18 protein-coding genes are annotated in these 16,372 nt (G+C 69.9%); 5 read left to right on the forward strand and 13 right to left on the reverse strand.

Translation table 11 applies throughout. The annotated features are described in order from the left end of the window. Positions 1 to 36: 36 nt before the first annotated feature. Both IE209_RS29905 and IE209_RS29910 read left to right on the forward strand, forming a co-directional pair. Complete coding sequence (locus IE209_RS29905) at positions 37 to 1,080, forward strand: helix-turn-helix domain-containing protein (protein WP_189690538.1); 1,044 nt, start codon at positions 37 to 39, stop codon at positions 1,078 to 1,080. Between the two features lie 12 nt (positions 1,081 to 1,092). After that, the gene (locus IE209_RS29910; protein WP_189690539.1) at positions 1,093 to 1,581 is read left to right on the forward strand and encodes a PIN domain-containing protein; all 489 of its coding nucleotides are present in this window, start codon (positions 1,093 to 1,095) and stop codon (positions 1,579 to 1,581) included. Positions 1,582 to 1,622: 41 nt separating this feature from the next. Here the strand turns inward: IE209_RS29910 and IE209_RS29915 are convergent, their stop codons facing one another. Continuing rightward, a complete protein-coding gene (locus IE209_RS29915; RefSeq protein ID WP_189690540.1) occupies positions 1,623 to 2,177 on the reverse strand; it encodes a histidine phosphatase family protein in 555 nt (184 codons plus the stop codon). Between the two features lie 122 nt (positions 2,178 to 2,299). Between IE209_RS29915 and IE209_RS29920 the strand changes: the two genes are divergently transcribed. From IE209_RS29920 to IE209_RS29930, 3 genes are all read left to right on the forward strand, one after another. After that, on the forward strand, positions 2,300 to 3,124 hold the full coding sequence (locus IE209_RS29920; RefSeq protein WP_189690541.1) for an isocitrate lyase/PEP mutase family protein: 825 nt from the start codon (positions 2,300 to 2,302) through the stop codon (positions 3,122 to 3,124). Positions 3,125 to 3,202: 78 nt separating this feature from the next. After that, positions 3,203 to 3,979 (forward strand): transporter substrate-binding domain-containing protein, encoded by a 777-nt coding sequence (locus IE209_RS29925; protein ID WP_189690542.1) that lies wholly within the window; start codon positions 3,203 to 3,205, stop codon positions 3,977 to 3,979. After that, a complete protein-coding gene (locus IE209_RS29930) occupies positions 3,976 to 4,545 on the forward strand; it encodes a flavin reductase family protein (RefSeq protein WP_189690543.1) in 570 nt (189 codons plus the stop codon). Before IE209_RS29925 ends, IE209_RS29930 begins: the two co-directional genes overlap by 4 nt. A gap of 5 nt (positions 4,546 to 4,550) precedes the next feature. Here IE209_RS29930 and IE209_RS29935 read toward each other — a convergent pair whose 3' ends face one another. The 12 genes from IE209_RS29935 to IE209_RS29990 all read right to left on the reverse strand — a co-directional run. Continuing rightward, a complete protein-coding gene (locus IE209_RS29935; RefSeq protein WP_189690544.1) occupies positions 4,551 to 5,528 on the reverse strand; it encodes a response regulator in 978 nt (325 codons plus the stop codon). Next, complete coding sequence (locus IE209_RS29940) at positions 5,525 to 6,691, reverse strand: hybrid sensor histidine kinase/response regulator (protein ID WP_229883134.1); 1,167 nt, start codon at positions 6,689 to 6,691, stop codon at positions 5,525 to 5,527. Before IE209_RS29940 ends, IE209_RS29935 begins: the two co-directional genes overlap by 4 nt. A gap of 11 nt (positions 6,692 to 6,702) precedes the next feature. Further along, positions 6,703 to 8,127, reverse strand: a complete 1,425-nt coding sequence (locus tag IE209_RS29945; RefSeq protein ID WP_189690545.1) for a sensor histidine kinase — start codon at positions 8,125 to 8,127, stop codon at positions 6,703 to 6,705. Positions 8,128 to 8,133: 6 nt separating this feature from the next. Further along, positions 8,134 to 9,525: a class I SAM-dependent methyltransferase gene (locus IE209_RS29950; RefSeq protein ID WP_189690546.1), complete on the reverse strand. Its 1,392-nt coding sequence runs from the start codon at positions 9,523 to 9,525 to the stop codon at positions 8,134 to 8,136. Between the two features lie 70 nt (positions 9,526 to 9,595). After that, a complete protein-coding gene (locus IE209_RS29955) occupies positions 9,596 to 10,453 on the reverse strand; it encodes a YecA/YgfB family protein (RefSeq protein ID WP_189690547.1) in 858 nt (285 codons plus the stop codon). Between the two features lie 107 nt (positions 10,454 to 10,560). After that, positions 10,561 to 11,031: a PIN domain-containing protein gene (locus IE209_RS29960; protein ID WP_229883135.1), complete on the reverse strand. Its 471-nt coding sequence runs from the start codon at positions 11,029 to 11,031 to the stop codon at positions 10,561 to 10,563. Between the two features lie 13 nt (positions 11,032 to 11,044). Beyond that, complete coding sequence (locus IE209_RS29965; protein WP_189690549.1) at positions 11,045 to 12,295, reverse strand: THUMP domain-containing class I SAM-dependent RNA methyltransferase; 1,251 nt, start codon at positions 12,293 to 12,295, stop codon at positions 11,045 to 11,047. A gap of 3 nt (positions 12,296 to 12,298) precedes the next feature. Then, on the reverse strand, positions 12,299 to 13,882 hold the full coding sequence (locus tag IE209_RS29970) for an RNA polymerase factor sigma-54 (RefSeq protein ID WP_189690550.1): 1,584 nt from the start codon (positions 13,880 to 13,882) through the stop codon (positions 12,299 to 12,301). Between the two features lie 17 nt (positions 13,883 to 13,899). Further along, positions 13,900 to 14,676, reverse strand: a complete 777-nt coding sequence (gene lptB / locus IE209_RS29975) for an LPS export ABC transporter ATP-binding protein (RefSeq protein ID WP_189690551.1) — start codon at positions 14,674 to 14,676, stop codon at positions 13,900 to 13,902. Between the two features lies 1 nt (position 14,677). After that, positions 14,678 to 15,289 (reverse strand): lipopolysaccharide transport periplasmic protein LptA, encoded by a 612-nt coding sequence (gene lptA / locus IE209_RS29980; protein ID WP_189690552.1) that lies wholly within the window; start codon positions 15,287 to 15,289, stop codon positions 14,678 to 14,680. 103 nt (positions 15,290 to 15,392) lie between these two features. After that, positions 15,393 to 16,040 carry a thiol:disulfide interchange protein DsbA/DsbL gene (locus IE209_RS29985; protein WP_189690553.1) on the reverse strand — a complete coding sequence of 216 codons (648 nt, stop codon included), beginning with the start codon at positions 16,038 to 16,040 and terminating at the stop codon, positions 15,393 to 15,395. Positions 16,041 to 16,089: 49 nt separating this feature from the next. Continuing rightward, positions 16,090 to 16,372 (reverse strand): SPOR domain-containing protein (locus IE209_RS29990; protein ID WP_189690554.1); only part of this gene is annotated, 283 nt, incomplete at its 5' end.

Here is a 16,372-nt window from a genome sequence, read left to right on the forward strand (position 1 = left end):
CTCAGAATAACTAGAATTCGTCAACCGGAGGCCACCATGATCCATGACCGCATGCGACGCGCCCGCGTCTTGCGGGGGCTCAGTCTGGAAGCGCTCGCTCAGCGGCTGGGCGACATCAGCAAGCAGGCGCTGAACAAGTTCGAGAAAGGCGAATCCGTTCCCAACTCGACCCGCGTGCTGCAACTCGCCCAGGCGCTGGGCGTCAAACCCGAGTACTTCTTCCGCTCCGACACGGTGGCGTTGGCGCCGCTCGAGTTCCGCAAGCTAGCCAAGATGCCGAAGTACCGGCAGGAGCAGGTCGAGGAGCAGATGCGCGATCACTTGGAGCGCTACATCGCATTGGAACGCTGCTTCGATGCCGCCGACCTGCAGGCGCGGCCCGCCCCTGCACAGTCCATCCCTGTGGCCAGCGTCGCAGAAGCCGAGACTGCCGCGCAGCAGTTGCGTGAGCAATGGGCCATTGGCGGTGATGCCATCGCCAATCTGACCCAGTTGCTCGAAGAGCACGGCATCAAGGTGGCATTGCTCGACGGCCCCACCGATTTCGACGGCGCCTGTGCAGCCACGCAGGACGGCCAGCATGTGCTGATCGCCTTGAACGCAACGCGGCCCGGCGAACGCATGCGCTTCACGGCGGCACACGAACTCGGACATTGGATCATGGCGCTACCGCAAGACATGCCCGAGAGGACCCGGGAATCGTGCTGCCACCGCTTTGCCGGCGCCTTCCTCTATCCAGAGGAACAGGTTCTGCGCGACTTCGGCACCCACCGCCGCTCGCGCGTTCATCCGGTCGAGCTGCTCAACGCCAAGCGGCGCTACGGCATCTCGATGCAACTCGCGCTGCGCCGGCTCAAGGACCTCGATCTGGTTGGCGAGCAGACCTACACGGCGAGTTGCATCCAGTTCGGCCGCGAAGGCTGGCGCACGTCAGAGCCCGAGCCTCTGCTCGCCGAGCAGCCGCGCCGCTTTGAGTCCTTGGTGTTTTGGGGGTTGGCTGAGGATCTGTTCAGTCCATCGCGGGCGGCGGAGTTCCTGCAACGGCGCATCGACCAGCTGGAACCGTCATTGCACGCATAGGGCACAGCAGGCATGGGCCGCGTCTACGTCAGCGACACCAACATCTGGATCGACTTTCGCCACGCGGGTTTGCTGGAGCAGCTGTTCCAGTTGCCGTTTCGCTTGTGCAGCACCGACTTCGTGCTGCAGGAACTGCACGACATCGAGCACGAGGTGCTGATTGGCCATGGCTTGCTGGTGGAAACGATGGATGGTCCAGCCGTGCAGCGCCTGTTCGGTTTGATGGCACAACACAACAACAGCTCGCTGGCGGACGTGTCCTGCTATTTGCTGGCACAGGACACAGGTAGACCCTTGTTGACCGGTGATGGGCGCCTGCGCAAGCAGGCCATGCGGGATGGCCTGCAGGTGTTTGGCACCCTGTGGCTCCTGGATCAGCTTGTCGCCCACGCCGTCGTCAGCCCTGCGCGGGCCAGCGAGGGATTGCAGGCCATGCTGGCCCACGGAGCGCGGCTGCCGAGCGCAGACTGTCAGCAGCGGATCCGTACGTGGGATGACTGAACCGCTGCACGGCGAACTGGGCGAGCGGCAGCCCGTCGCGTTCAAGGCGGCAGCCGCCCCACAACCACAAGCCCGCCCCCGGGCGCAGCCCGCACCACGATGCCTTCGCCCGAGGCCGGGAAGATCCCGGTCAGCGCCGTGATGTTGACCTGGTGCGTGACCACCACCAGCACACCCGGGCCGCGCCAGGCCGCCAGCACGGCGCGTGCGGCCGCGGTCTGGCGCTCGGACTGGGCCGCATCCTCGTTGAAGAAGGAGTTGAAAGCTGGCGCCTCCTGCACGCGGCCTGGGAAGGCGAGTTCGGCCGTGTCGCGCGTGCGGCACCACTGGCTGCTCAGCACCTGGCCCACGGCGATGCCACGGGCGCGAAAACGGGCACCGAGTTCCTGCGCCTGGGCGCGGCCGCGCGCGCTGAGGTTGCGTTGCGTGCCGCAGTCGCCGAGCCGGAACTGCGACGGGTCGCCGGTGCCCGGCGCGTCCGCATGGCGAAACAGCACGATGCCGTCCGGAGCCAGTGCAGGCCAGGCTTGCGCCAGCGCCGGCAGGCCCGTGATGGCCAGCGCGGCGCCGATGGCGGTGAGATGTCGTCGGTGCATGGCAGCCCTTCCCATCAAACGACCCAGGCCGGGCCGCGTTCTGCGACCATAGCCGCGCCACGCCAGCCGGCCCGCAAATCCCTGCGCCGCGCCGGCCCACACAGGCCCCAGGAGACCGTTCCATGCCCCGCAGCACCGCCGAGAAACGCGCCGCCTTCCACGCCCTGCACCGCCAGGGTTGTTTCGTGATTCCCAACCCCTGGGACCGCGGCAGTGCGCGCTACCTCGAAAGCCTGGGCTTCCAGGCCCTGGCCACCACGAGTTCGGGCCACGCCTGGTCGCAGGCCCGAGCCGACGGCGCCATGCCGCGCGACGCCGTGCTCGCCCACCTGCGCGAGATCGTGGCGGCCACCGAGCTGCCCGTGAACGCCGACTTCGAGGACGGCTACGGCGACACACCGCAGCAAGTGGCCGAGAGCGTGCGCCTGGCCGTGGCCACCGGCGTGGCCGGCCTGTCGATCGAGGACGGGACGGGCGACGCGGCCGACCCGCAGTACCCGCTGGACGTGGCCGTCGCGCGCCTCGCCGCCGCACGCGCGGCCATCGATGCGGCAGGCGGCGACTCGCTGCTGGTCGGCCGGGCCGAGAACTTCATCGTCGGACGGCCCGACCTGGACGACACGCTGGCCCGGCTGCGCGCCTATGCCGCGGCCGGCGCCGACTGCCTGTACGCGCCGGGCATCCGCACGCGCGAGCAGATCGCCGCGGTCGTCGCCGCGGTGGCGCCCAAGCCGGTCAACCTGCTCGTGGGCGGCGCCTCGGATCTCACCATGGCCGAGATCGCCGCGCTGGGCGTGCGCCGCGTCAGCGTGGGCGGCGGGCTGGCGCGCGCGGCCTGGGGCGGCTTCACGCGCGCCGCCAAGGATCTGGCGCAGCATGGCCGCTTCGACGGCTTCGCGGGCGCTGCCACGGGCGCCGAGCTGAACGGGCTGTTCGCTCCCGGCTAGGAGCGGGGCCGGATTTGTGCCGCCCACGCTCCTGGGCCCCGTTACGATGCGCCGCTCGATCCCCAAGGAATCCGTACGATGCGCAAGACCCTGACCCTCGCCGCCGCGGCCGTGCTGGCCGCCTCCACCCTTCTCAGTGCCGCCCAGGCCGGCCCGCGGCTGGACAAGATCATGGAGAGCAAGACCCTGCGCGTGGGCACGCCGGGCGACTACCGCCCCTTCGCGATCAAGACCGACAGCGGCTACAGCGGCCACGACATCGACCTCATCGAGGCCATGGCCAGGGAGCTCGGTGCCAAGGTCGAGTACGTGCCGACCAGCTGGCCCAATCTGATGAAGGACATCCAGGCCGACAAGTTCGACGTGGCCGTGGGCGGCATCACGCGCAACGTGGCGCGGCTGCGCCAGGTCGAGATGCTGCCGGGCTATGCGCCCTTCGGCAAGGTGGCGCTGGTGCGCGCGGCCGACAAGGACAGGTTCCGCACGCGCGAGAGCCTGAACCAGCCCGGCGTGCGCGTGATCAAGAACCCGGGCGGCACCAACGAGGCCTATGTGCTGCAGAACCTCACGGCGGCCCAGGTCAGCACGCACGACAAGAACGCCGAGATTCCGGGCCTGATCGCCGAAGGCAAGGGCGACGTGATGATCACCGAGACCTACGAAGCGCTGCACTACGCGCGCACCGATCCGCGCCTGCACGCGGCCTTCATCGACGCGCCGCTGACGCCCGTGAACACGCTGGGCTTCATGGCACCGACGGACGATGCCGACTACCTGCGCGTGCTGCGCTTTGCCTGGGAGCTCGTGGACAGCCGCGGCGGCGTGCGCGAAGCCGCGGCCAAGTGGCTCCGATGAAGCCGGTCGCGCTGCACCACGCCAGCCGCCTGATCAACCACGGGCCCACGGTCCTCGTGACCAGCGCGCACGCCGGGCGCCGCAACGTGATGGCCGCGGCCTGGTCCATGCCCGTGGAACTCACGCCGCCGCGCATCGCGGTGGTGATCGACAAGAGCACCTTCACGCGCGAGCTGGTCATGGCCAGCGGCGCGTTCGCGCTGTGCATCCCGGGCGCAGCGCTGGCCGACCTGGTCTACGCCGTGGGCAGCACGAGCGGGCGCGCGGGCGACAAGTTCGCGCGCCATGGCATCGCGGCCGGCAGCGGCCCGGTGCTGGGCATGCCGGTGCTGGAGCAGGGCTGCGTCGGCTGGCTCGAATGCCGGCTGATCCCCGAGCGCCACACCGAAGAAGCCTACGACACCTGCTTCGGCGAGGTGGTGGCCGCCGCAGCCGATCCGCGCGTGTTCGCCGACGGGCATTGGTCGTTCCGCGGCGACAACGCCGACCTGCAGACCCTGCACCACCTGGGTGCCGGGCTGTTCGCGCGCGCCGCGGGCACGGTGCAGGCGCGGGCGCCGCTCTGAGGCGCTCAGCCGGCCCGCTCGATGCGCTCGATGGCCGCGGCCATCCAGTCGCGCCGCAGGCTCTCGGGCGCCGGCAAGGCGCCCTGCACCACCAACCAGCGGCCTTCGCCCTGCGGCTGCAGCGTGGCGCTGCCCTCGGTCCACAGCAGCCAGGCCAGCCAGGCGGTGCCGGCCGCGGTGACGGGCGCCGCTGTCGGCGCCTCCAGCGGCCAGACCAGCGCGGCACGGTCGCGCACGATGAGCTTGCCTTCGTGGATCTCCGAGGCACCGGCCAGCGCCTCGTCCAGCACCGCCAGCGGCGGACGCGCGCTGCCCTGGTCGGCGAACCAGCGGCCCCAGGCCGCCAGCTCGGTGCCGATGGCGATGCTGCGCGCGGTTTCGGCCTGCATCAGGTCGGCGTGGTCGGTGCTGTGCCAGTCGATCGCGGGCGGCCGGCAGCCCAGCACCCTGGCCGACTGCAGGAACGCCTCGACGCGCGGCGCATGGTCGGGCCGCACGAAGCCGGCGCAGGCCACCACCAGCTGGGTCACGCGCTCGGCCAGCAGTTGCTGTTGCTGCACCATGAGCTTTTCGCGCAGCAGCATGTCGCGCTCGCTGCGCAGCGCGGCCAGCTCCAGCGCGTTCTTGAGGTCGGCGCGCAGGCTCTCCAGGTCCCAGGGCTTGGTGATGTAGCGGTAGATGTGGCCGGAGTTGATGGCCTCGATGGCCTCGCCCAGTTCCGAGTAGGCGGTGGTCAGCATGCGCACGATGTTGGGATGGTTGTCGTGCGCGTAGCGCAGCAGCTCGTTGCCGTAGGCGCCGGGCATGCGCTGGTCGGACACCAGCACGGCGATTTCGTCCGCATGCTCGGCCAGCATGGCCTTGCCGGCCTCGACCGAGGAGGCCGTGAGGACCGGGGCCAGCGGGGACACGAGGCGCTCGAAGTACTTCAGCGCCATGGTCTCGTCGTCCACGTACAGGATTTTCTGGGGTTGCTTGCTCATGTTCTGGCGTCCTCGGTGCTCGGGAAGGTCAGGGTGACGGTGCAGCCCTGTCCGGGTTCGGAGTGGATGGCGATGCCGCCGCCAACGGCCTGCACGACGCGTCGGCAGAACACCAGGCCCATGCCGTTGCCACCGCTGGCGGCGCGCGTGGTGAGCGGCTCCAGCGTCAGCCGCGCGAGGATGTCCGGCGCGATGCCGCAGCCGTTGTCGATGAAGCGGATCCAGGCATTGCGCGGCAGTTCCGCCGGCGCAGCCTGGCCGAACTCGATGCGCAGCCGCGGTCGGGCCACGCCGCGCATGGCGAGCAGCGCGTTCTTGGTCAAGGTGCACAGCACCAGGTACAGCAGGTCGCGCCGGCCGGGCAGGCGGAAGTCCCGCTGCGGGTCCAGCGCCACCCAATCGCGCTCCTCGCCCTCGAAGGGGTACTCGGTCAACAGCGCGCGGACCAGTGCGCCGGCGTACAGCGGCGGCTCCACGGCGCCCGGCAGGGCGTCGCGTGCAGACTGCACGAAGCTGGCCACCAGCGACTGGCAGTACAGCGTGCGCCGTTCAGCCGAGTCGATGGCGGCGATCACCTCGCCCGCACGGTGCTCGTCGAAGACCGCGCGGCCTTCGCCCGAGGCCTGGGCCTGGTAGCGGTCGCGCAGCGCCGCCATGTAGCCGCGCACCGTGCCCAGCGGGGTGTTGAGCTCGTGCGCCAGGAAGCCCAGCGTCTCGCGCATGGCCATGACGCGGCTCTCGTGCAGCGCGCGCTCGCGCGCGCGGTGGCCGTGCCAGGCCAGCGCCTCGCGCAGTGCCTGGCGCGTGGCGGCTTCCTCCAGCGGCTTCTGCAGGATGCGGAACACCCGCCCTTCGTTGACGGCGGAGATCGCGAGATCCGTGTCGGCGTAGGCGGTGCACAGCAAGGGCACCAGGTGCCGGTGCTGGCGCTGCAGCTCCTGCAACAGCTCCAGGCCGGTGCGCTGCGGCATGCGGTAGTCGGTGACGACCACGGCGACGCGGTGGCCGCTGCGGCCCAGCAGTTGCAGTGCCTCGTCGACGCTGGCCACGGTCTCGATGCGGAACTCGTTCTCGTAGGTGCGGTGGAACCACTTGCGCGCGAGCGCCTCGTCATCGACCACGAGGACGGTGTCTGCATCCGGTTCCATGGGCGCGGCGTGCATGGCGGGCGGTCTCAAGCCGGGAGGGCGCCGGCCGGCGCGCCCAGGGGCGTGGGTGGCGGTGTGGCCGCGGGAGCCGCGCCCGGTTCGGCCACGGCATCGGCCGTGGCCAGCGCCAGGTCGAAGCTGAACTCGGTCCAGGCGCCCTCTTCGCTGGCCACGGTCAGCTGCCCCCCGTGGCGCTGCACGATGGCATAGCAGACCGCCAGGCCCAGGCCCAGGCCCTGGCCCACCTCGCGCGTGGTGAAGAAGGGCTCGAACACCCGCTCGAGGTTTTCCGGCGCGATGCCGGTCCCGTTGTCGCGCACGTGCACGTGCAAGCGTGCGCCCTGGCGCTCGGCCCGCACGCCGATCTGCGGCGCCAGGCCCGGCCGGCGCTGCGCCGCCTTGTGCAGGGCCAGCGCCGCATTGCCGAGCAGGTTCACGAGCACGCCGATGACGGCCGGCTCGTCGCCCCGCACATGGGTGTCCAGCGGCAGCTGGGTGTCGACGGCCACGCCCTTGAGTTCGAAGCCGGTGAGCCGCAGCGCCGAGCGCAGCGCTTTCTCGAACAGGAAGATGCGCTCGCTGTCGCCGCCCGGCTTCTGGTAGGCGAAGGTCTTGAGGTCGGTCACGATGTTCTGCACGCGCAGCATGCCGTCCTTGGCATCGGTCAGGCTTTCCTTGAGGTCGGCGCTGGCGGCCACGGCCGGGTCCATCAGCGCCATGTTGAGCGCCATCATGCTGTAGTTGACGGGGTTGTTGACCTCGTGCAGCAGCCCGGCCGACAGCGTGCCCAGGGCCGCCATCTTCTCCTGCTGCATCATCATGCCCTTGATCTGGGCCAGGGCCTGGTTGGTGCTCAGCAGGGAGGCGTTCTTCTCCGAGACCTCGTGCTGCAGCGCGAACAGACGCATGCGCGCGTGCTCGTTGTAGAAAGTGCAGCCGGCCGAGATCGCGACCGAGAACAGCAGGAACAGCGTGTTGCCGATCAGCGCCGGCGGCGCCACGAGCGTGCCGGCGTGGGCCAGGCCGGCCAGGATGTAGGCCGCGCAGGTGAACACACCCAGGCCGACGGATTGCAGAAAGCCGATCGGCATGATGATGCCGGCGGCGTACAGCGCCAGGCTGAGGCCGAACACGTAGGGCGATTCCGCACCCTGCGTGGTGTAGATCATCCAGGCGATCATGACCTGCGGCAGCACCAGCCAGGCCAGCGTGAGTTCGCGCACGTACCGGGTCGCATGAGGGCGGTACAGCAAGACCAGCAGCACCAGCAGGGCCACCGTGCACAAGCCCCGCACCACGCCCAGCTGCCAGGCCTGGGCCGGGTAGAAGGTCAGGTCCAGCGCGACGCCGCCGGCCACCAGTGCCGTGGCGACGGCACAACCGGTGCGGCTGTAGGCCAGGCGGAACTCCGCCAGCTCGGCCTCGTAGTCGCGGTGCAAGTCCTGCGCCATGGCCGTTCAGGCCAGGGCCAGTTGCATGAACACGTTGACCCCGGTGGCGTCGGTCCAGATGCGTTCGACCTGGGCCGCCTCGGGCGCCAACGCGCGCATGCCGGCCTCGTCGCGGTAGATCAGATGCCATTCCAGCAGGTGTTCCATGACGCCCCTTTCCGGATTGCTGCTGTGCACGTTGGTGACCAGCATGCTGCCACCGCTGCGCGTACGGCTGCAAAAGTACTGCAGCAGGCGATGGCAGACCTTGTCGGACAGGTAGTCGAACAGGCCGGCGCAGTAGACGAAATCAAAGGACTCCTGCGGCGCACCGCGGTCGCTGGAGGCGCGCTTGAGCAGGTTGTGCACCGATTCATGCACGAGCGTGATCGACACCTGCACACCGCGGCGGCGGCAGGCCTCTTCGATCCGGTCGCGCGTGTAGGCCAGGGTTTCCTCGCTGAAATCCATCAGCGTGAAGGCCAGGCGGCCCGGGTCGGGGTGGCTGGCGATGAGCCGCTGGATCTCCACGGCAGGGCCGCAGCCAACGTTGAGCACACGCACCGGCCCGTCGCTGCCTGGGGCCCGCGACAGGGGTGCCAGCGTGTCGACCAGGATGTCGATGCGGTTGCGGTGCGCCCGCGCGACGGCAGCATTCAGGAACAGCGCGTTGATGATCTGGAAATAGGTGCTGGCGCCGTCGCGCGGGTCCTGCAGCATCTGGTTGACCATCTGGTAGTCGCCCGCATAGCCCAGCGGCTTGGCGAAGGTGCGGTAGACGAAGGGCGCGCGCAGGATCAGCGGGTGGATCGCCGTCTGCGCGAAAGTGCGGTGGGACGGCTGCAGCGGCTCGGGCACCTCGCGCGACACGTCTTCGAGCCGGTCGAAGTAATTGCGCGCGCGCTGCATCAGCGGCTCGGCGATCTCGAAGAACACGTCCTTGCGCAGCCGGCCCTCGGCGTCCTTGGGCAGTGTGGCCGACATGTCGGCCTGGTCGACCCAGCGCGAGACATCGGACAGGTAGGCCCGCAGTTCGCTGACCGCGACCTGGTAGGACTCCCCGATGTGGAAGCGCTGGTTCCACTCGTCGACGAAGGCGCGCGCCTGCTGCGAGAACGAGGCCGGGTCATGGCCCAGCACGGCCAGTTCGTCCCACTCGTCGATCAGCGTGACCGAGACCACCGCCATCAGCCCGGTGTTGAGCAGGCTCACGACCACGGCCTTGCCGCGGTAGACCGGCCGCTCGCCCGCGCGCACGGTCAGCTCGCTGAGCACCTCGCTGACCTGGACGATGGAATAGGGGTTGTAGACCTCCATCACCAGCGAACGCCGCTGGTGGTTGGTCAGCACCCCACGGACGACCTCGCCCTGGCTGTTGCGGAAGGTGATGACGGCATCGATGGCACGGGGAGACAGCACGGTGCAGACCTCGGCAGGCGGACGGACGATACAGCGGGCGCTTCAGCGCGCCGGCCACTGGCGGAAGCGCTCAGTTGGCAGCGCCATGGCACTTCTTGAACTTCTTGCCGCTGCCGCAGGGGCAGGGATCGTTGCGGCCCGGCTGCGGCTGGTCGTGGCGCACCGGGGCCACGCGGGGGCCCAGCGCCAGGCCGGCGGCGCGCAGATCGTAGACGGCCCAGACGGCTTCGCCGAAGGATTCCAGCCGCTCGGCCGACATGCTGGGCGGGCCTTCCGCGCCCTCGTCGTCCACATAGGCCGACACTTCGGCCGGGCCTTCGTCGTCCTCGCACAGCGCGGCCACGGTGCCCAGGGCCTCGTCCATGGTGCGGGCGATGTCTTTCTCGCGGCTGGGAGCCAGCCATTCGTCGGGCCAGCTTTCCACCACCAGCATGAAGCCCAGCGCCCAGAGCTGGGCGAAGGACGGCAGCTCGGCCACGGCCTCGGCCAGCGCGGCCTCGTCGGCGTCCGGCAGGCCCAGGGCCTCGGCACGCGCCTTGGGCTCCAGCTGGGCCATGGCACTGCGCACGTCCAGCACCTGCGGACAGTAGGCCCGTTCGTCGTCCAGGCGCTCGACCTCGGCGTCCAGCGCGCTGGCGATCTCCTGCCAGCGGCGCGCCCACAGGGTCTCGAACTGCTGGCGCATGGCCGCGTCCGGGAACAGTTCTTCCAGCGGCTTGTCCGATTCGAACAGCACCGGCCAGTAGGCAGCGGGCGCCACCGGGCTGCGGCAGCACACGAGCGCGGCCAGGAAGCCTTCGCACAACTCCCACTGCGGAGCCTCGACGCCCTGCTCGCGCAGGGTGTCGAGCCAGGCGTCGAGCCGGTCGAAGTCCTCGGGCTGCAGAGCAGGGGCGGGGGTGGAGAGGTGGGGTGCAGGTGAAGACATGTTGGTACGGGCCGCGCCGCTCCAGCGACGAGCGCCCGGCAAAAGCGAAATGGAATCGCCGGGTCCCCACGGGACGCAACGCGATCCAGCATGCACGTTGCGCATGCTTACATCTGTTGGAAGTGTGCCAGCTTCGACCCAGCCTCAACACCTTGCGGGGCCGTGTCTGCATGACGCTTGGTAAGCAACTGTTGCAGAACGTCCACGCCCAGGGGCGCGAGCCTGGCGCGCGTGGCGAGCACCGCACGGTCCTTGCTCAGCAGCAGGGCGCGGTGCGCGACAGCAAGGTCGATGAAGGGCTGGTCATCGGGGTCGCTGCACCGCACGGCGCAGGCGGGCACGGCCTCGGTCATCCGGCTCAGGGCATCGAAGGCCGCGAGCGCCGCTTCCGCCGAGCGGCCGTGGGCCTGGCGCCAGGCCAGCAGGTGGGCGTAATCGAGCACGCGCGCGAACTCTTCACGCATGGTTGGCAGCACCAGCCAGTGCAGACGGCCCTGTGCCAGCGCCTGCCGCAGCGCGGCGGTGCGGGGGTCGTCGAACACCAGCAGGTCCAGCGCGACGTTGGTGTCCAGCACCACGGCGCGGCCGGGCTCAGCTGGCGCCATGGCCGTCGTCGATGGTGGGCGGGACCGGGGTGGCCGCCGGCGTGCCGCGCGCCGAGCCGGCCACCAGCTCGAAGCGGAACAGCCGGCATTCGATCGGGCCGTTCCACATGGGCACGCGGCGCGATTCCTTCAGGCGCATGCGGCTGGGCAGCTTGGCGTCCGGCGTCAGCACCCAGGCGGTCCAGCCCGCGTAGTGGCGCTTCCAGTGGCTGGCCAGCTGCGGGAAGAAGTCGCCACCGTCGTCGGTCTGCGCGCTCTCGCGGCCAGGCGCCGGTCCGCGGCCGCCACCTGCCACGCCGGCCACGGCGATGCGTTCTCCGTAGGGCGGATTGAGCAGCATGGTGCCGGCCTCGGCCGGCGGCATGCGCTGCAGCGCGTCGCCGCCGCGCAGCTGCACGGCCGCGGCGACGCCGGCGCGCTGGGCGTTGCGCTGCGCGAAATCGACCATGCGGTGGGCCACGTCGCTGCCGAACACGGTGGCCGTGGGCGCGTGCTGGGCGGCCTGGGCCTCCTCGCGCAGCGAGGCCCAGACATGGGCCTGGAAGGGCGCCAGCCGCTCGAAACCGAAGCGCCGGTGCAGGCCCGGCGCGATGCCGCAGGCGATCTGCGCGGCCTCGATGGCGATGGTTCCGCTGCCGCAGCACGGGTCGTACAAGGGGGTCTGGGCGTCCCAGCCGCTGGCCGCGAGCATGGCGGCGGCCAGCGTTTCCTTGAGCGGCGCGTCGCCCTTGTCCTCGCGCCAGCCGCGCTTGAACAGCGGCTCGCCCGAGCTGTCGATGTACAGCTGCAGCCGGTCGGCGGTCAGGTGGGCGTAGATGCGCACCTGGGGGAAGCGCGTGTCCACGTCGGGCCGGCTGCCGGTCTTGTCGCGGAAGCGGTCGGCGATGGCGTCCTTGATGCGCAGCGCTGCGAAGTTCAGGCTCTTGAGCGGGCTGTGCTGGGCCGTGAGCTCGATCTTGAAGCTCTGGCGCGGCGTGAACCACGCCTCCCAGGCGACGTTGGCGGCAATCGCATAGAGGTCCTGCTCCTGGCGGTAGTCGCCATGGGCCAGTTCGATCAGCACGCGCTGGCACAGCCGGCTGTGCAGGTTCAGCCGCATGGCATCGCGCCAGGAGGCGCTGAGGCGCACGCCGGCGCGGCGGGCCTGGACCGGGGCGCCGGCGATGCGCGCGGCCTCGTCGGCCAGCATGGCTTCGACACCCGCCGCACAGGGCAGGAACAAGCGCAGGTTTTGCATGGCTTACAGCGCTTTGCGCAGGTTTGTTGGCGCGATGCGCAGGGCTTCGCGGTACTTGGCGACGGTGCGGCGTGCGCACTCGATGCCCTGCTCCTTGAGCATGTCGGACAGCTGGCTGTCCGACAGCGGCTTCTTCGGGTCCTCGGCCGTGACGAACTGCTTGATCAGCGCGCGCACGGCCGTGCTGGACGCGTTGCCGCCGGTCTCGGTGCCCAGCGAGGAGCCGAAGAAGTACTTGAGCTCAAAGGTGCCGAAGGGCGTGGCCATGTACTTGGCCGTGGTCACGCGGCTGATGGTGGATTCGTGCAGGCCGAGTTCGTCGGCGATCTCGCGCAGCACCAGCGGGCGCATGGCCAGTGCACCGTGCGTGAAGAAGTTCTTCTGCCGCTCGACGATGGCGTTGGACACGCGCAGGATGGTGTCGAAGCGCTGCTGGATGTTCTTGATGAACCAGCGCGCCTCCTGCAGCCGCTGCTGCAGCGCCGCGGTGTCGGAGGCCTCGCGGCCGCCGCCGCGGTGCTGCTTGAGCGCATTGGCGTAGATGTCGTGCACGCGCAGGCGCGGCATCACGTCGGCATTGAGCTGGGCGCGGAAGCGCACGTTGGCGCCGCGCCCGCTCTTGACGACGATGACGTCGGGCACGATGACGTTGCGCTCCACGTCGACGAACTTGCGGCCCGGCTTGGGTTCGAGCCGCGTGATCAGCGCCAGCGCGGCCTTGATGCCTGCCTCGTTGTCGCCGCACAAGTTGGCCAGGCGGCGCAGGTCGCGCCGCGCCAGCAGGTCCATGGACTGGCGGCACATGCGCAGCGCGGTGCGCCGCAGCGGGGGCGGCACCTCGTCCTCGGGCAGGGCACGGATCTGCAGCGCCAGGCATTCGCCCAGGTTGCGTGCGCCCACGCCGGGCGGCTCCAGGTTCTGCAGCAGGCGCAGGGCCACGGTGAAGCGGTGCACGAGTTCCTCGAGCGCCTCGGGATCGTCGCCGGCGAAACCGGCGGCCAGCTCCTCCAGGCTGTCTTCGAGGTAGCCGTCCTCGTTGAGCGACTCGATCAGGAAGCGCAGCGCCGCCGTGTCCTCCTCCGACAGGCGCAGCGCCAGCGCCTGGCGGTGCAGGAAGCTGGCCAGCGACTCCTGGCTGCGCGCCAGTTCGGTGGCATCGGCCTCGCCGTCCTCGCCCTGGGTGGCGCCGTTGCGCGGCAGGGCGTCGCCGCCCCACTCGCCGTCGTCGGGCGCGATGTCGTGGGTGCCGTCGCCCTCCCAATCGTGCTCGTCGGCCTGGCCGGTCAGCGGCGACTCGGATTCGATGCGGCTCTCGGCCGGCGCCTCGGTGGCGTAGTCCAGGCCGCTGGACAGCACGGCCTCGGTGTCGCGGTCTTCCTCGCGCACCGGCGTGTCGGCCTGGGCCAGCCCGAAATCCTCGCCCGGCGCCTCGTCCATGGACTGTTCCAGGAACGGGTTCTCGTCGAGCATCTGCTCGACCTCCTGCGACAGCTCCAGCGTGGACAGCTGCAGCAGCCGGATCGACTGCTGCAGCTGGGGGGTCAGTGCCAGGTGCTGGGAGACGCGGAGGGAGAGACCTTGCTTCATCGAAACCGTCGGCTCCCCTACATCCGGAAGTGCTCGCCGAGGTAGACCCGGCGCACTTCGGCGTTGTCGACGATCTCGGCGGGCGTGCCCTTGGCCAGCACCCGGCCCTCGCTGATGATGTAGGCGTGGTCGCAGATGCCCAGGGTCTCGCGCACGTTGTGGTCGGTGATCAGCACGCCGATGCCGCGGCCCTTCAGGAAGCTTACGATGCGCTGGATCTCGATCACGGCGATCGGGTCGATGCCGGCGAAGGGCTCGTCCAGCAGGATGAAGCGCGGCTGCGTGGCCAGCGCGCGCGCGATCTCCACGCGCCGGCGCTCGCCGCCGGACAAGGCCAGCGCCGAAGAATCGCGCAGATGGTCCACGCGCAGGTCCTGCAACAGGCCGGTCAGGCGTTCCTCGATCTCCTTGCGGGCAAGCGCCTTGCCCTCGGGCGTGTGCTGCAGTTCCAGCACGGCGCGCACGTTTTCCTCGACCGTCAGCTTGCGGAAGATCGAGGCCTCCTGCGGCAGGTAGGACAGGCCCAGGCTGGCGCGCCGGTGGATCGGCATGTGCTCGACCGAGGCGCCGTCGATGGCGATGTGGCCACCGTCGGCCCGCACCAGGCCCACGATCATGTAGAACGAGGTGGTCTTGCCGGCGCCGTTGGGGCCCAGCAGGCCCACCACCTCGCCCTTGTTGACGGTCAGCGAGACGTCGTGCACCACCTTGCGGCTGCCATACGACTTCTGCAGCTGGCGCGCGACCAGCCGGCTGCCGCCCGCTTCGCCGAAGGCGCTGTCGGTGGCCGCCACCTCAGTTCTTCTCCGTGCCGAGCCGGGTGCTGGGCCTGAGCGGTGCGCTCGGCTGGGCCGGCGCCTTGGGCGCGCTCGCCGACGGGGCGGGCGACAGCATGGCGCGCACGCGCGCGTCGGGATTGGTGCTGCCGGGCTTGGCCGCATCCACGGTGAAGACCTCGGTCACGTTGTTGTAGACGATCACATTGCCCGTCACCTCGTCGTTCATGGTGCTGCCGACGAAGCGGCGCATCACGGCGCGGCGCGTGAAGATGACCTTGTCGGCCTTGCCGTCGTAGTCGATCACCTCGCCCTGGCCCTCGACGTATTCGTCCACACCCTCGCGCTTCTCGCGGTAGTAGGCCAGTTCGCCCGGCGCGGCCGTGATGGTGGCGAACTGGTAGCCCTGGGCATCCTTGCGCACTTCCACGCGCGCGCCACGCGCCAGGATCGTCCCCTTGGTCACGACCACGCGGCCCGTGAACACGTTGACCTGCTTGAGGTCGTCGTAGCGCATGGCATCGGCCTCGATGTTCATGGGCTTGTCGCGGTCGGCACGTTCGGCCAGCGCCGGTCCGAGAGACAGGGCAAGGGCCAGGCCGACGAGGAAGGAAGCGGTGGTGGGTTTCATGAAAGGCACGAATCTTGCTCGGCCATTGTAGCGGGCGTGAGCGAATGCAAAAACGACATGGCCCGCATCCGCGGGCCATTGTGCAGTGCAATATCGCTGCAGTCTACGACTTGGTCTTGCTGCGCTGCTCGGCGATCAGCTGGTCGGTGACGGTCAGGGCGCGGTTCATGTTCTGCGCCAGCGTGCCGTCGGTGTAGTAGCGGCCGTTGATGCCGATGGCGGGCACGCCGGCCAGCTTGTAGGCGTCCTGCAGCTGGGTGGCCTTGCGCACCTTGGTCGCGACGTTGAACGAGTTGTAGGTCTCGGTGAACTTGGCCTTGTCCAGGCCCTGGCTGGCGGCCCAGGCGATCACGGTGTCGTCGGTGTTCAGGCGCTGCTTGTCCACGTGGATGGCGTAGAAGGCCTTGCGGTGCAGTTCCTCGACCTTGCCCAGCGCTTCCAGCGTGTAGTAGAGCTTTTGCAGCGGCACGAAGTCGTTGCGGAAGGCCACGGGCGCGCGGCGGAAGGCCACATCCTTGGGCAGTTGCTTGACCCAGGACTCCAGCGCCGGCTCGAAGGCGTTGCAGTGCGGGCAGGCGTACCAGAAGAACTCCACCACCTCGATCTTGCCGGGGGGCGCTTCGGTACCGGCCGGCTTTTCCAGCACCAGGTAGTCGGTGCCGGCCTTGGCTTGCGCCCAGACGGCGGGCGCCTGGGTCAGGCCCAGTGCGGACACGGCCAGGCCGGCTTTCGAGAACTCACGACGTTTCATTGGTTTGAACTCCTAGGGCCGGTCTGACCGGCATCGGTCGCAAAAAGTTTCAACGCTGCACGCGCACCAGGGCCGAATCGGCACCCGTGCTGTCCAGCCGCGCCTTGGTGCGCTCGGCATCCTCGCGCGAACGGTACGGTCCCAGGCGCACGCGGTAGACGGTGCGGCCGGCCTGCTCGCGCTCGGTCACGCGGGCCTCCAGGCCCATCATGGCCAGCCGCGCGCGCTGGGCCTCGGCATCGTCGGCGGTGCGGAAGGCGCCGGCCTGCACGAAGTAGTCGAACGGGTCGGCCGCGGCCGCCGGCGCTGCCGCGGGCGCCGGCGCGCCGCCG

This window comes from Pseudorhodoferax aquiterrae (assembly GCF_014652235.1).
GTDB lineage: Bacteria > Pseudomonadota > Gammaproteobacteria > Burkholderiales > Burkholderiaceae_C > Pseudorhodoferax > Pseudorhodoferax aquiterrae.

Coding starts and splice junctions, on each gene's coding strand:
- IE209_RS29965 (WP_189690549.1), bottom strand. CDS start 12,295: ATGCAAAACCTGCGCTTGTTCCTGCCCTGTGCGGCGGGTGTCGAAGCC.
- IE209_RS29920 (WP_189690541.1), top strand. CDS start 2,300: ATGCCCCGCAGCACCGCCGAGAAACGCGCCGCCTTCCACGCCCTGCAC.
- IE209_RS29940 (WP_229883134.1), bottom strand. CDS start 6,691: ATGCACGCCGCGCCCATGGAACCGGATGCAGACACCGTCCTCGTGGTC.
- IE209_RS29955 (WP_189690547.1), bottom strand. CDS start 10,453: ATGTCTTCACCTGCACCCCACCTCTCCACCCCCGCCCCTGCTCTGCAG.
- IE209_RS29925 (WP_189690542.1), top strand. CDS start 3,203: ATGCGCAAGACCCTGACCCTCGCCGCCGCGGCCGTGCTGGCCGCCTCC.
- lptA (WP_189690552.1), bottom strand. CDS start 15,289: ATGAAACCCACCACCGCTTCCTTCCTCGTCGGCCTGGCCCTTGCCCTG.
- IE209_RS29915 (WP_189690540.1), bottom strand. CDS start 2,177: ATGCACCGACGACATCTCACCGCCATCGGCGCCGCGCTGGCCATCACG.
- IE209_RS29985 (WP_189690553.1), bottom strand. CDS start 16,040: ATGAAACGTCGTGAGTTCTCGAAAGCCGGCCTGGCCGTGTCCGCACTG.
- IE209_RS29930 (WP_189690543.1), top strand. CDS start 3,976: ATGAAGCCGGTCGCGCTGCACCACGCCAGCCGCCTGATCAACCACGGG.
- IE209_RS29970 (WP_189690550.1), bottom strand. CDS start 13,882: ATGAAGCAAGGTCTCTCCCTCCGCGTCTCCCAGCACCTGGCACTGACC.
- IE209_RS29910 (WP_189690539.1), top strand. CDS start 1,093: ATGGGCCGCGTCTACGTCAGCGACACCAACATCTGGATCGACTTTCGC.
- IE209_RS29905 (WP_189690538.1), top strand. CDS start 37: ATGATCCATGACCGCATGCGACGCGCCCGCGTCTTGCGGGGGCTCAGT.
- IE209_RS29945 (WP_189690545.1), bottom strand. CDS start 8,127: ATGGCGCAGGACTTGCACCGCGACTACGAGGCCGAGCTGGCGGAGTTC.
- IE209_RS29935 (WP_189690544.1), bottom strand. CDS start 5,528: ATGAGCAAGCAACCCCAGAAAATCCTGTACGTGGACGACGAGACCATG.